The 14,517-nt window shown below is 66.9% G+C and carries 9 protein-coding genes and 3 pseudogenes; 2 read left to right on the plus strand and 10 right to left on the minus strand.

What is annotated here, in order from left to right:
- Window positions 1–173 precede the first annotated feature (173 nt).
- Window positions 174–1,083: pseudogene (locus tag ACQCSZ_RS24115) on the minus strand (IS701 family transposase); the annotation flags it as partial.
- Between the two features lie 53 nt (window positions 1,084–1,136).
- Between ACQCSZ_RS24115 and ACQCSZ_RS24120 the strand changes: the two are divergent.
- Window positions 1,137–2,806: pseudogene (locus ACQCSZ_RS24120) on the plus strand (ISAzo13 family transposase); the annotation flags it as partial.
- Window positions 2,807–2,814: 8 nt separating this feature from the next.
- Here ACQCSZ_RS24120 and ACQCSZ_RS24125 read toward each other — a convergent pair.
- A pseudogene (locus ACQCSZ_RS24125) lies at window positions 2,815–3,174 on the minus strand (transposase); the annotation flags it as partial.
- A gap of 181 nt (window positions 3,175–3,355) precedes the next feature.
- Between ACQCSZ_RS24125 and ACQCSZ_RS24130 the strand changes: the two are divergent.
- Entirely contained in the window at window positions 3,356–4,750 is a 1,395-nt protein-coding gene (locus ACQCSZ_RS24130) for an IS1380 family transposase (protein WP_427004787.1), read from the plus strand.
- Between the two features lie 379 nt (window positions 4,751–5,129).
- Here ACQCSZ_RS24130 and ACQCSZ_RS24135 read toward each other — a convergent pair whose 3' ends face one another.
- The 8 genes from ACQCSZ_RS24135 to ACQCSZ_RS24170 form a co-directional block, all read right to left on the minus strand.
- Window positions 5,130–6,518, minus strand: coding sequence for an IS1182 family transposase (locus ACQCSZ_RS24135; RefSeq protein WP_427008444.1), 1,389 nt, complete (start codon window positions 6,516–6,518; stop codon window positions 5,130–5,132).
- A gap of 172 nt (window positions 6,519–6,690) precedes the next feature.
- Window positions 6,691–7,419 (minus strand): SRPBCC domain-containing protein, encoded by a 729-nt coding sequence (locus tag ACQCSZ_RS24140; RefSeq protein WP_427006099.1) that lies wholly within the window; start codon window positions 7,417–7,419, stop codon window positions 6,691–6,693.
- A gap of 22 nt (window positions 7,420–7,441) precedes the next feature.
- The gene (locus tag ACQCSZ_RS24145) at window positions 7,442–8,296 is read right to left on the minus strand and encodes an FAD binding domain-containing protein (RefSeq protein WP_211881899.1); all 855 of its coding nucleotides are present in this window, start codon (window positions 8,294–8,296) and stop codon (window positions 7,442–7,444) included.
- Window positions 8,293–10,662 carry a xanthine dehydrogenase family protein molybdopterin-binding subunit gene (locus ACQCSZ_RS24150; protein ID WP_427006100.1) on the minus strand — a complete coding sequence of 790 codons (2,370 nt, stop codon included), beginning with the start codon at window positions 10,660–10,662 and terminating at the stop codon, window positions 8,293–8,295. The genes ACQCSZ_RS24145 and ACQCSZ_RS24150 overlap by 4 nt, the downstream gene beginning before the upstream one ends.
- Window positions 10,659–11,171, minus strand: a complete 513-nt coding sequence (locus ACQCSZ_RS24155; protein ID WP_211881901.1) for a (2Fe-2S)-binding protein — start codon at window positions 11,169–11,171, stop codon at window positions 10,659–10,661. Before ACQCSZ_RS24155 ends, ACQCSZ_RS24150 begins: the two co-directional genes overlap by 4 nt.
- A 91-nt stretch (window positions 11,172–11,262) precedes the next feature.
- Complete coding sequence (locus ACQCSZ_RS24160; protein WP_427006101.1) at window positions 11,263–12,429, minus strand: XdhC family protein; 1,167 nt, start codon at window positions 12,427–12,429, stop codon at window positions 11,263–11,265.
- Complete coding sequence (locus ACQCSZ_RS24165) at window positions 12,422–13,522, minus strand: vWA domain-containing protein (RefSeq protein ID WP_427006102.1); 1,101 nt, start codon at window positions 13,520–13,522, stop codon at window positions 12,422–12,424. The genes ACQCSZ_RS24160 and ACQCSZ_RS24165 overlap by 8 nt, the downstream gene beginning before the upstream one ends.
- 3 nt (window positions 13,523–13,525) lie before the next feature.
- Entirely contained in the window at window positions 13,526–14,410 is an 885-nt protein-coding gene (locus ACQCSZ_RS24170; RefSeq protein WP_427006103.1) for an AAA family ATPase, read from the minus strand.
- Between the last annotated feature and the right edge of the window lie 107 nt (window positions 14,411–14,517).

A 14,517-nucleotide genomic window follows, 5' to 3' on the forward strand; every position in this document is an offset into this window, starting at 1 on the left:
TAGATCCCCGTGAGCGGACGGAACCGCGTCGTCGAGGTTCCGGTACCTGTTGTGTGAGTATTCCCCGTGACTAGTAGTACTTAGTTAGGTTGGGGCTCGTGGCTGGCAGTAGGGGCAGTATCCGGTCCGTGCGGCGACGAGGTGTTGGAGCTCGCGGAGGATGCCGTAGAGGCTCAGGCTGCCCCAGGCGCTTTTGGGCGTGTGAGGCGCAGTGTGGTGATGAAGAGGTGGGCGGCGGTGACGAGGGTGGCGTGGTGGTGCCAGCCGAGCCAGGTGCGGCCTTCGAAGTGGTCGAGCCCGAGGCCGGTTTTCAGTTCGCGGTAGTCGTGCTCGATGCGCCACCGGATTTTGGCGATCCGGACGAGTTCCTTCAGCGGTGTCGTCTCCGGCAATGTGGAGAGCCAGTAGTCGGTGGGTGCGGGTGCGCCTTTGGGCCATTCGGCGAGCAGCCACTCGGCGGGGAGGGAACCGTCCTCGGCGCGGGGGGATGTCGCGGTTGGCTGCCCGGACACGCAGTGCGATGAACCGGGAGGTCATCGAGGCGTGTTTGTTGTTCGTGGTGGACTTGGTGCCGTGCCGCCAGGTGACCTGATGTAGCTTCCGGCGGCCGGCGTCCATGACGAGGTCTTTGAGTGATTGTGGGGCGTCCAGGTAGCGGCGCTGGTGTGAGCGGGGGCCTTTGCCGGCGTACTCAGCCACGCCGATGGGAGTGTCCTGGAGGTGCGCGGTCGTCGAGTGCTTGACGGCGACCATGTAGGGGATCGTTCGTTCGCTGAGCCCGGACCGGAACGCGGTGATCTCCCCATAGCCGGCGTCCCCGACCATGATCGGGGGCCGGTAGCCCCAGACGCCGAGCTCGTCGATCATCTCCAGCGCCATCGCCCACTTCGTACGATGGCGCTGGACCTCGGGGATCTGCGCCTTGGCCCGGCGGGCGGCGATCATTTCGGCGTGGGCGTTCGTGTCCGCGGACGTGTCATCCCAGGCTTCTGGCACATAGAGCCGCCAGTCCAGCGGGCAGGACGCCTGGTCGGTGGCCGCGTGGATGCTGACGGCGATCTGGCAGTTGCCGATCTTGCCCAGGTCTTGTATTTCAATTAGTGCTTGCTTAGGTGGAGTTGGTGGGAGGGTGGACCATGACTGTGTGTCCGCCCGTTGCCGTGTTACGGGCAAAGTTCGATCGGATCCTGCCGCATCTTGATGAACGCCGCCGTCGGCTCTACTTGGCCAGCGAGTCTGCGGCCATCGGCCACGGCGGGATCACGCTGGTGGCTGCTGCTTCCGGAGCCAGCATCGCCACCGTCACTCGGGGCGTCACTGAACTGGCCGGAGACCCGGTGCCGACGAGCAGGGTCCGGGCTCCGGGAGCCGGCCGTAAGCCGTTGACGGTCACCGACCCCGGTCTGCTGCCAGCGCTGGAGGCATTGATTGAGCCGCACACCCGTGGTGATCCTGTCTCCCCGTTGCGATGGACCACCCTGTCGCTGCGCGCCCTCGCCTCGACCCTCGCGTCACAGGGCCATCGGGTCAGTGCCGCAACCGTTGGACGCCTGCTGCACAAGCTGGGCCACAGCCTGCAGGGCACCGTCAAGACCACCGAAGGTGCCGACCACCTGGATCGCGATGCCCAGTTCGCCCATCTGAACGTTACGGCCACCGCCTTCCTCGACGATGGGCAGCCGGTGATCAGTGTCGACACCAAGGCCAAGGAATGGCTCGGCAACCGTGACCGGCCCGGCCGCACCTGGCGGCCGGGCAAGGACCCGATCAGGGTCGACTGCCACACCTTCACCACCAGCGACCAGTCGGTGGCCATTCCCTATGGGATCTACGACATCGCCACCAACACCGGCTGGGTCAACGTCGGGACTGACCACGACACCGCCGAGTTCGCGGTGGAATCCATACGCCGCTGGTGGCAGCGCCGTGGACGGGCCGATCACCCGGACGCCACCTGCTTGCTGATCACCGCCGACGCCGGCGGTTCCAACGATCCCCGCCGCTGGACCTGGAAGAAACACCTGGCCGCCTTCGCCCTCGCGAGCGGGCTGGAGATCACGGTCTGCCACTTTCCGCCTGGCACGTCGAAATGGAACAAAATCGAACACCGGATGTTCTGCCACATCACCGCGAACTGGCGGGGCCGGCCGCTGACCAGCTACCAGGTCGTCATCGAAACCATCGCCGCGACGACCACCCGGGGCGGGTTAAGCATCGGGGCCGAGCTGGATACCGGCAGCTACTGCCTGGGCACCACCGTATCCGCCGCCGAGTTCAACGCCCTGCCGATTACACCCAATGCGTTCCACGGCGACTGGAACTACGCCGTGGCACCCCTTCCTCCCCGAGCCCCGGAAGTGCCGGCGACCATCCGGTGGATCGACCCCGCCCTGACCACGATGCTCAGCGATCCGGCCCTGACCGGCATGCCACGGGCTAACTTCGAACGCCTGGCGGCAGCCTCGGAGCCGTACTGGGATGCTCTGGCCGAGGCGGCCTTTCGGCGGCGCTTCCATCGCCCGCGCAGCTACCTCCACCCGCAGACCAGCAGTCTGGACCACTACCACCGCCTCCTGACGGCGCTGTTACGCCGCCGCAAGGCGATCACCAGCACCTTACTGGCCCAACTGCTGGGGGTCGGCCGCACCAACCTTTCCAACCAGTTCCAGGACGGGCACCGCCTTCTGGACCTGCACCGCGTCGCCGTCACACCGCTGCCCGGATCGCCCGCCCGCACCCTGGAACAGATCCGAGCCCGCTTGTCCGGCGAGGACCACCCATCAGATCAACTCTGACAGTTATTCAGGAACAAGCCCCCAGGGTGCCCGAATACTGCCGCGCAACGCACGGCGAGGAGCCGCCGTCCTTCTTGAACCCGGTATCGTCAACCACCCACGCATCCGGGCCGATCACCTCGACGGCCCTGCGCACCAGGACCCGGCGGACCGGCTCGACCGGCCAGGGCGAGGACGAGACGAACTGCTGCAGCTGCTGGTAATCGACCCCGAGCCGGCCGCCCATCGGCTGCATCGATTTCCGCCGCCCGTCCAGCATCAGACCGTGCAGATACAGGTTCCCCTTGTTCCGCTGATCCTTACGCGGAAGCGACGCGAACACATCCTGAACGAACGCTTCCAGTTCCGCTTTGGTCTCGGCAAGCTCATCCGGTTTCATGCCTCGAAAATTAACAGGATCGGTCAGGGATTAAAAGCCGCCACGCCGACCTAACTAAGCCTTGATCCACCGATGTTGGTCGGGGCGCCGACGGCGGTTTAAACCGAGAATGCCCGTCTTTTCAAGGAAAATGGAGCTTGTCTAGAACCCTTTGACCACCGAAAAGAGAGGCATCTCGTAAGTGGAAGTTTCCCATAAACCGTCCGCGGTGTCAGTTTCCTTTGACGAGCCGAATCTCGTGTCGGCGGCAGGGCTGTTGCCGGTCATGACGTTGGCCCGGGACGCCGGGCTGCATGAGTTGGCCGATGAATGGCTGTCGGTCCCGACGGACAAGGGTGCGAACGCCGGGCTGAAGGTCGCGTCCCTGGTCGCCGGGATGGTCGCCGGCGCGGACAGCATCGATGACATGGCCCTGCTGCGCCACGGCGGAATGAAGCGGCTTTTCAAGGCCTGCTACGCGCCCTCGACGCTGGGTTCGTTTCTTCGGTCCTTCACGTTCGGTCACGTGCGGCAACTGGACGCTGTCGCGTCCCGTTTCCTGGCCAACCTGGGGACCCGGGCCCCGCTGCTCGGGCGTCCCGGGGTGGAGGACTTCGTGTTCGTCGATGTCGATGACACGATCATCGAGGTCCACGGCTACGCCAAGCAGGGCTCCGGCTACGGATACTCGGGAGTCCGCGGGCTGAACGCCCTGCTGGCCACGGTCTCCACCAAGGACACCGCCCCCGTGGTCGCCGCCCAGCGGCTGCGCAAGGGCGCGGCGAACTCGGCCCGCGGAGCCAAACGCCTGATCACCGACGCCCTGTCCACGCTCAAGCGCGTCCACACCGGCGGGCGGGTGCTCTGCCGTTTCGATTCGGCCTTCTACGGCCATGCCGCGGTGTCCGCAGCGCTGGCCGGCGGGGCGGAGGTCTCGGTGACCGCGCGCATGGACCCGGCCGTCAAACGCGCCATCGCCGGGATCCCGGAGACGGCGTGGGAAACAATCGAATACACCGACGCGGTCTTCGACGAGACCACCAACACCTGGGTCTCGAAGGCCGAGGTCGCCGAGACCGTGTTCACCGCGTTCAGCTCCCGCAAAAAGGACGAGCAGATCACCGGCCGCCTGGTCGTGCGCCGCATCCCGGAACTGAACCGCAAAGCCGACGAGGGGCAGGAAACCCTGTTCCAAACTCACCGGCACCACGGGTTCTTCACCACCGTGGACGCCGGGGTCCTGGACACCGTCGCGGCGGACAAGACCCACCGGAAACACGCCATTATCGAGCAGGTCAATGCAGACCTGAAGGACAGTGCGCTGGCGCACCTGCCCTCCAGCGTTTTTGCCGCGAACTCGGCATGGCTCGTTGCCGCGGTCATGGCCTACAACCTCACCCGCGCCGCCGGGATCCTCGCCTCCGGGCCCTTCGGCAAGGCCCGTACCGGCACGATCCGCCGCAAACTCATCCACGTCCCGGCCCGCATCGCCACCAGCGCCCGACGCATCCGTCTTCACCTCCCCGAAGCCTGGCCCTGGCAAACATCATGGCAGGACCTGTTCGACCAGCTCTACCCGCCGCCGCAAGCCGCCTGAACCCGTCCACCCAGCCGCACGGCGCAACCAGGAAACCCGTGGAACACCCAGGGCAGCGAGGCCCGGCACCCCGGCATACCCTCAGGCCGCACAACGAGCCGAAACCGGATACAGACCATCCACCCAGGCGGATCGGTGGATCAAGGCTAAGTACTACTAGCGTTCCTTGGGGGTCAGAACTTTGGTGTTTGTCTTGGTGCGTGAGTCGTTAGTGGTTTGACGGTTCGGCCGGTTTGGGCCGTGCGGGCCCGGGGGCGGTCTATTTTTCCTGGGAAGGGGGCGGGCCTTCCGGCGTTTTCGCGGGAGGAAGCGGTGAAGGTTCCGATGGGTAGCGGTTCGGTGGCGCAGGCCCGATCCCGGGGCACCGTCCCGGCCGTGTTCAGGCCGTGGCGGTGCGGTAGCTGAAGAGTTTGAGCAGGTTGTGGCAGCCGGCCATCAGCTTCCATTCCCCGGATGCCTTCTCCAGCCCGCGTAACAGGACATGCTTGCCCTGGCGGGTGTTGATCTGTCCGAAGACCGGTTCGACGATGGCTTTGCGCCGGGCATAGACCGCTTTGCCCTTCTTCGTTTTCAGTTTCCGGGCCATCCGCTCGGCCAGGGTCGCGTCCGCCGGGATCCTGCCCCTGGGCGATTCCGGGACCGGGCGTCCGTGTTTCATCCGCCGGGTGGAGATGAAGAACTCGGTGCCGCCACCGGCTTCGAGGTCTTTGACGTGTTCCAGGTTCGCCGCCGAGCAGTACCCGGCGTCGGCGCTCCACTTCCGGGGCATGGCTTCCAGGGTGTCCTGCGCGTTCTGGACCATCGGGACCAGTTGCTGGACGTCCACCGCGGTGTTGGTCAGTTCGGTGGCAACGATGACCTGGTGATCTTTATCAACGACGCCCTGGGCGTTGTAGCAGTAGTGGTAGGAACCGTCCGCGGTCTTCATGATCCTCGCGTCGGGGTCGGTGAAGTTGCGCTGGGCGGTGGGCTTGGGCACCGCCGCGGCAGCGGCGGCATCGCCCTTGCCCGAGACATCCCCGTCGTCGTCCCCGCGGGACCGGGCCTTCTCCTGGGCCTCACGGCGGGCCCTGTCCGCGGCCTCGGCCTCGATGGATGCCCGGGCGGTCTTCATCGCCTCGGCGCGCCGGGCCCGGTTGGCCAGTTCGGCAGGCAGTTCATCCCCGCGTTTGCCCGGCCCGAAGCGGGCGTCCTCGGCCGCGTCCACGGTCTTCGCCTCCGCCATCAGGTCGCTGATCTCATCGGCCAGGACCTTCTGTTTCTCCGTCAGCCGGGCATAGCTCATGGCCTTGTGCCGGGAGGCGTTGGCACGCACCTTCGTCCCGTCCAGTGCGACATGGCCCAACGAGACCATGCCCGCGGCCCGGCAGAGCTCCAGGGCCTGGAGGAACACGTTGGCCAGCGCCGCGAGGTGGCGTTCGCGGAACCGGGCGATGGACCGGAAATCCGGGGCCTGCTGGGCGGCCAGCCAGCGGAACGCGACCACGTCCGTGCAGGATTTTTCCAGTTCCCGCGAGGACCTTACCCCGACGCAGTACCCGTAGAGCAGGATCCGCAGCATCAGCCGCGGATCATACGGCGGCTGGCCCTTGGCCTTGGCGTAGGAGGCGTGGAACCGGGTCAGGTCCAGTTCCCCGTCGACGAGTTCGGCGATGAACCGGGCCAGATGGCCCTGGGGCAACCATTCATCCAGCGACGGCGGGACCAGCATCACCGCATCGGGCTCGAAGGCCTTGAAGCGTTTGTTGACCCCGCCGTTGGCATCCATCGGCACATCGGTGGGCTGCCCGACCCGCTCCACGAGCGACTCGTCGAACAAACCATCCTGCGCGGAAGAACCGGTATCCATACCCCGATTCTCCCAGCCACCCCCAACCGGCCCCGGTTAATCTGCCGGCGTTTTAAAAACCGGCACCCTCACTACTGACCCACGCACTGTCCTAGCGGCGTCGGCGAGCCAGCCAGACGATGAGCACCAGTACGGCGACGACGCAGAGCGCGACAGGACCAAAACGGCGCACCAGTATCGGCCACATGGTCGAGCCAAGGTCCAATTCGGCTGCCGGCACGGACTGGGGTTTGAACGGAGGCTCTCCCGCCGAAGGCCGGGTTACCGGTGGCGCGGCCCCCGTGGAGGCGGGCTCGGCCGGTTCCACGGTGTCCTGTGCTGTCGCCGAAGGTCCCGTGGTCGTCCCGGCTGCCGGTTCCGCGGTCTGCCCGGCCTCCCCGCCGCCCGCTTTCCCGACCACGCACTGGACAAATTGGGCCAGCAATTTGTCCGAGATGTCCTGGATGACACCCCGGCCGAACTGGGCCGGTTTGCCGGTGACGTTCATGTCGGTGGCCACGTCCACGGCGGTGCCGTCGCCATCCCGCGTCAGCACCGCTGTCACCGTGGCACCTGCCGTGCCATTGCCGCGCTTGTCCTTCCCGGTCGCGGCAATGACCACGGTGTGCGAATCCTCGTTGCGTTCAAGGAATTCACCGGTGCCGGCATACATCATGGCGATTGGTCCGAGCTTGACCTTGACCGTTCCGGTGAACCGGTCGCCGCTCACGGATGTGAGAGCCGCTCCCGGGAAACACGGCGCGATATCTTCCAATTGGTTGAAGGAATGCCAGGTGTCCTCCAGCGAACCGGGAACGACGAAGTGATGTTTGAGTTCCACGTCTGCCTCTCGACGTGTTCCGCTAGAGTCCCGCGGCCGTGACGACCGCCCGCCTGGTCAAAACCTCCGCAAGATGGCGTCGGTAAGCTGCGTCGCCATTGAGATCGCTGGCCGGATCGGTCCCCTCGGCTGCGTGCGAGCTGGCGGCCGCGATCGCGTCCCGGGTCAGCGGAGCACCCGCCAGCGCCTGCTCGACCGCCGTGGCCCGCACAGGAGTGCTGGCCATATTGGTCAACCCGATCCGGGCCTCGGCGATGGTGCCGCCCTCCACCCGGACCATCGCGGCGACCGCGACGATGGACCACTGCTGGGCCACCCGGGTGAACTTCTCGTAGTGCGCGCCCCAGCCGGTGTACTTCGGCACCCGCACGTGGGTCAGAATTTCGTCCTCGGCGATTGCGGTGGTGAAGTAGCCCTGGAAGAAGTCCGCGGCGGCCACCCGGCGTTCCCCGCCCGGGCCGGCCAGGATGAACGTCGCCTCTGCGGCCAACACCGGCGCGGGCAGGTCGCCCGCCGGGTCGGCATGCACCAGGGCGCCGCCGAACGTGCCGCGGTGGCGGACCTGCGGATCCGCCACCGTTGCCGCGGCCTTTGCCAGCAAAGGCACATAGGCGGCCACCAGCGGGTCGGTGGCCACCTGGTGGTGCGGTGTCATGGCGCCGATCAGCAGGGCATCCCCGTCCTCGCGCACCCCGGCCAGCCCTTCAACCCGGCCCAGATCGATCACCATCTGCGGGTCGGCAAGACGCAGCTTCATCACCGGGATCAGGCTTTGCCCGCCGGCCAGCAGCTTCCCCGAGTCGCCGGCCAAGGCCAGCAGGCTCAACGCCTCCGCGACGGTATTGGGCGCGGCGTAGTCGAATGCGCTCGGAATCATCGGACACCTCCGGTCATCCTGGCTTCTTCAAGTGCGGCCCACACACGGGACGGCGAACAGGGCATCCTGATGTCCTTCACGCCCAGATGCCGCACCGCGTCCAGCACACCGTTGACGATGGCGGGCGTCGAGGCGATGGTACCCGCCTCCCCGACCCCCTTGGCCCCCAGCTGGTTGGTGGTCGAGGGCGTCTCGGTGCGTGCCGTGGTGTAGTGCGGCAGGTCGGGTGCGCCGGGAACCAGATAGTCCACAAACGAGCCCGTGACCAGGGTTCCGGCGTCGTCGTACACAGCCTCTTCATAGAGTGCCTGCGCGATTCCCTGTGCCAGACCGCCGTGCACCTGGCCCTCCACAATCAGCGGATTGACCACAACCCCGACGTCGTCCACGCAGACGTACTTGCGGATCGAGACCCGTCCGGTCTCGGTGTCCACCTCAATGGCCGCCAGATGGGTGCCGTGCGGGAAGGAGAAATTCTGCGGGTCGAAGGTCGCGTCGGAATCCAGGTTCGGCTCAAACCCGTCCGGCAGGTTGTGTGCCGAAAAAGTCGCCAGCGCGATTTCGCCCAGCGCCGTCGACTGATCGGTGCCCTTCACGCTGAACCTGCCATCGGCGAACTCGATGTCGTCTTCGCTGGCCTCCATGAGGTGAGCGGCCACGACCTTGGCCTTCTCGATCACCTTGTCCGCAGCGGCCAGCACCGCCATGCCGCCGACTGTCAGCGACCTGGATCCGTAGGTATCCAGGCCCCGCTGGGAGATCTGCGTGTCGCCGTGCAGCACTTCGACGTTCTCGAACGGCACGCCGAGCTTGTCCGCCACGAGCTGGCTCCACGCGGTTTCGTGGCCCTGGCCGTGGGAGGAGGACCCGGTGACCACCTCGATGTTGCCGGTGGGGAGCACGCGCACCTGGGCGTGCTCCCAGCCGCCGGCGCCGTAATTGAGCGCACCGAGCACCCGGGACGGGGCCAGGCCGCACATTTCGGTGAAGGTGGAGATGCCGATGCCAAGCTGGACTGTGTCGTTCGTTTCGCGGCGCCGGGCCTGCTCAGCCCGGAGCGCATCGTAGCCGAAGAGCTCCAGCGCCTTCGCGGTGGCCGCCTCATAGTTGCCGCTGTCGTATTCGAGCCCGGCAACGGTGGTGAACGGGAATTCCTCGTGTTTGATCCAGTTCCTTTCCCGGACCTGAAGCGGGTCCAGCCCCAGTTCGGCGGCGAGTTCGTCCATCATCCGCTCGATCGCAAAAGTGGCTTCCGGACGCCCGGCACCGCGATATGCGTCGGTCCACGCCTTGTTGGTGAACAGATTCGTGCATTCGAACCGGTAGGCCGGGAACTTGTAGATCGAGTTGTACATGAAGGCGCCCAGGATCGGGATGCCGGAGGTGACCAGGCCCAGATAGGCTCCCATGTCCGCCAGCAGGTTAACGTCCAGTCCTGTGACGATCCCCTCCTTCGTGGCCGAGAGCTTCAGCCGCTGTACCTGGGCCCGGCCGTGGTGGGCCGCCATCAGGGATTCGCTGCGGGTCTCGGTGTATTTGCACGGCTTGCCGGTGTGCCGGGCCGCCAGCACGGTAATGGCCTCTTCGGGGGTCACCTGCAATTTTCCGCCGAAGCCGCCGCCGACGTCGGGGGCGATCACGCGCACCTTGCTTTCCGGGATGGCCAGGGTCAGCGCCAGCATCAATCGCAGAATGTGCGGTATCTGGGTGGCGGACCACACAATGATCTGCTCACCCGTGGGGTCCACTACCGTCGAGCGGGGCTCCATGAACGACGGGATGAGCCGCTGCTGGTAGAACGTACGCTCAATGAGGACCTCGGCGCCCTCCAGTGCCTCACGGATCGGTTTACCGGTGCCGGCCTCGCCCGAGTCAAAGACCCACGTGGCCGATTTGTTGGTGCCCAGGCCCGGGTGGGCCAGCACCAGGTCCTTCGCCGCTTCCTCCAGATCCAGGACGACGGGCAGCCCCTCGTAGTCGACGTCGACCAGCTCGACAGCGTCGCGGGCGGCGGCGGCGCTGCGGGCGATGATGCAGGCAACCACCTCGCCGGCGAAGGCAACCTCATCCACGGCGATCGCCGGGTGCGCGGGGGCCTTTTGGTCGGGCGTAATCGGCCACGCGTTGGGCAGGCTGCCCTGCTCGGCGGCCACATCGGCTCCGGTGAGCACCGCAACGACGCCGGGGGAAGACTCCGCGGCGGCGACGTCGACCGAGGTGATCTTCGCGTGGGCGAACGGACTGCGCACCATCGCCAGATGCAGCATGCCGGGCAGCGTGATGTTGTCGGTGTACCTGGAGCGCCCGGTGATCAGATGGGCATCTTCCTTGCGGAGGCGGGCCCTGCCGACTTCGGCGGTGGTCATGCCACACCTGCCGTTTCCGTTTCGTCGCTGTCCGAGGACACGGTGCCCTCCGCGACGGCCCGGACCGCGGCAACAATGTTCTGGTACCCGGTGCACCGGCACAGGTTCCCCTCCAGACCGTCCCGGATTTCCTGTTCGGACGGGTGAGGGTTTTCTTCCAGCAGGGACGCCGACTGCATGATCATGCCCGGCGTGCAGAAGCCGCATTGCAGCGCATGGCATTGGTGGAAGGCCCGCTGCAGCGGGGCGAGTTTCCCGTCCCGGGCCAAGCCTTCGATGGTGGTGACCCGGTGGCCATCGGCCTGGACAGCGAACATGGTGCAGGACTTCACGCTGACGCCGTCCAGATGGACGGTGCAGGCGCCGCAGTTGCTGGTGTCGCAGCCAATCAATGTGCCGGTCTTGCCTAGCCGTTCGCGCAGGTATTGAACCAGCAGCAGCCGCGGCTCGACGTCGTCGGTATAGCTCACATTGTCGACTTCGACGGTGATCGTTTTGGAACTCGCCATTGAGATCTCCTCTCGCCTTGGAGGACGAGCACGGCTGCCCGGCTTCCAGTCTTGATGTGTCACACGCTACATCACGGCGAAGGCTTGCGGGTCAGGGATTCCCACGTTGGTACCCTGCGTCCACATGGTCGGGGTCGGCCATCGGTTCGTGGTGGATCCGCGCGTCCATGCTGCTCAATCGTCCGCCTTCCCCGCCCCAGTGCAGCGCAATGATTTCGGCGGCGATCGAGACGGCCGTCTCCTCTGGCGTCCGGGACCCCAGGTCCAGGCCGATGGGGCTGGAAAGTTTGGACAATTCGACCTCGGTCAGGCCGGCCTCGCGCAGCCGCTCCAGCCGGTCGTGGTGGGTGCGCCGGGACCCCATCGCCCCCACATAGGCCACGTTATGGCGCAGCGCCACCTCAAGCAGCGGCACATCGAATTTCGGATCATGTGTGAGCACGCAGATCACCGTGCGGTCATCCACCTGGCCGGCGCCGATCTGCGCCTGCAGGTAGCGGTGCGGCCATTCCACCACCACCTCGTCCGCCTGGGGGAAACGCGACGCCGTTGCGAATAACGGACGCGCGTCACAGACCGTGACCCGGTAGCCGAGGAAGTTGCCCTGTTTGGCGACGGCGGCAGCAAAGTCGATCGCGCCGAACACCAGCATCCGCGGCTGCGGGGCGAAACTGACCGCGAACACGCGCATCCCCTCGCCTCGCCGCTGGCCGTCCGGCCCATAGCTAAGGGTGGCATTGCGGCCGGCAGCCAGCAGGCCCTGCACGTCGTCGCAGACCGCGTGGTCGGCGCGGTCGCTGCCCAGGGAGCCGCTGAATCCGTCCGGGCGGACCACCAGGTGGCGGCCGAGCCAGGCCGGATCCGGGTGTTCGATCACGGTGACCACGGCCACCGGCCGGCCGGCGCCGACGTCGTCGGCCACCTGCGGCAACTGCGGGAAGGTCTCGGTCGAGACCGGTTCGACGAAGACGTCCAGGATCCCCCCGCAGGTCAGGCCGACCTCGAACGCATCGTCGTCGCTGATGCCGTACCGCTGCAGCACCGGCCGGCCGTCGTGGGCGACCTCGGTGGCCAATTCGTAGAGCGCACCTTCGACACAGCCGCCGGACACCGACCCGACCGCACGGCCGTCGGCGTCGACCATCATTGCTGCCCCCGCCGGCCGCGGCGCGGACCGGAAGGTGCGCACCACCGTACCCAGTCCCACGGTGTGGCCGGCCCGTACCGCGGCAACCAGATCATCCAAGACCTCACGCATTGGCAAGCACGTCCAACAACTCCTCGAAACTTTGCATTGAGTGCCCCCCTATGAAGAAGTCAACGTGCGGCAGCACCGCCATAATCCCCCGCTGTATGGGCTCGTATCCCACTTTGCCCCGATGCGGGTTGGACCAAACAATACGCCTCGCCACGTGATGCAGCCGCTCGGTCTGGCGGCCCAGCAGAGCGGGGTCGCCCCGCTCCCAACCGTCGCTGGCAATGACGACGACGGCGCCGCGTGCCACCACGCGCTGGCCCCAGCGGTCGTTGAAGGCCCGCAACACTTCCCCCAGCCGGGTTCCGCCCGACCAGTCGGGTACGGCGCGGCCCGCGAGGGCAAGGGCTTTTTCGGTGTCCGGCACCCGCAGAGCGCCGGTCACCCGGGTCAGCCGCGTGCCCAGGGTGAAGACCTCCACCTGATGCGGGGCGGCCTCGACTACCCGGTGGGCGAGCCGCAGCAGGCTGTCCGCATAGGGTGCCATCGAGCCCGAAACATCGATCAGCCAGACAACCCGGCGTGGTTTGCGCGGCGCCCGGGCACGGCGCAGCGGACCCGGTTCCCCGCCGCGGCGCAGCTGGTCGCGCAGGGTCCGCACCCGATCGACGTCGCCGTGCCGGTCCGGGCGTTTGCGCCGGGTCTGCCGGGTCGGCAACCGCACCGGCAGCTCCTCGAACATCCGGTGCAGCAGCGCCCGCTCGGTGTCATCCAGCGTCGCCACGTCCCGGTGCCTCAGCCGCTCCCGGCGGCTGGCGATCGCCCTCATTTGATTCCGGCCGTCCTCCCGGCCGCCGTCGTCGTCCAAAGAGGCCCCGCTGACGGACGTTGCAGACGGCGAGACGAGGGTGGCGGAGGAATGCTCCACCGAGAACCAGGCCTCAAAGGTCCGCTGATAGGTCGGCAAGTCGTCCGGCGAGGCGCACAGAGTTGCCCGGCCGGCCCAGAAAACGCTGGCGCGGCGGTCCAGCGCGAGCCTGCCTACGGCATCGACGAAGCTGCGCGCCCGGTCCGCGGTCACCATCACCCCGGCCGACCGCACCGCAGCGGCAAATGCCAGGAGGATCTCCTCGGCGCTGTGCTCCACGGCCGCCATCCGTCAGCCGAGCATCCGGGCCAGGGCTGCCGATACCCGCTCGGTGTCTTCACGGTACTTGCAAAGCGCGCCGATGCTCGCCGCGGCCGAGGCCAGGTCGAGCTCGGCCCGGCCGAGCTGGTGCAGAGCCCGGGCCCAATCCAGAGTTTCGGCCACGCCGGGAGGCTTGAGTACGTCGTCGGAAGCCCGGATCTGCTGGACCACGCGTACCACCTGTTCGGCCAGCAGCGGGGGGACTTCCGGCAGCCGCGTGCGCACGATCTCCACCTCCCGGGCCAGCCCCGGGTGGTCGATCCAGTGATAAAGGCATCGCCGTTTGAGTGCATCGTGGACGTCACGGGTCCGGTTGGAGGTGAGCACGACAATCGGCGCGGTGTCTGCCTTGACCGTGCCGAACTCGGGGATTGAGACCTGGTAGGTGGAGAGCACTTCCAAGAGGAATGCCTCGAACTCGTCGTCGGCACGGTCGATTTCGTCGATCAGCAGCACGGCAGGGCTCTGCTGCAGCGCCTTCAGGATCGGCCGCGCAAGCAGGAATCGTTTGTCGTAGAGCGATTGCTCCAGCTCGGCCACGCTCAACCCCGCCCCACCGCCGGCCTCCACGCTGCGCAGATGCAGAATTTGAGCGGTGAAGTCCCAGTCGTACAGCGCCTGCGTGGCATCGATTCCCTCGTAGCACTGCAGCCGGATCAGTGGCAGCCCAAGGGCCTGCGCGAGGGCCTCGGCCAGGGAGGTCTTGCCGGTACCTGGTTCCCCCTCCAGCAGCAGCGGGCGTTCCATGCCCAGGGCGAGGTAGCCGATCGTGGCCAGGCCTTCATCGGCGAGGTAGCCGGTGGACGCCAGCATTTCGGCCAGTTCTGCGGCGGAGCTGATCGACGTCTGCGTCATGGCACCAGCATAGGGCCACTGATCGACGGGGTCCGGGGATTCGAGGCCTGTCGCCAGTGGGGAAACACATCATGCAGCTGCCGCGTGGTCACGGAGACGAGGCCGAT

Origin of the sequence: Pseudarthrobacter sp. H2, assembly GCF_050157045.1 — a bacterium.
GTDB lineage: Bacteria > Actinomycetota > Actinomycetes > Actinomycetales > Micrococcaceae > Arthrobacter.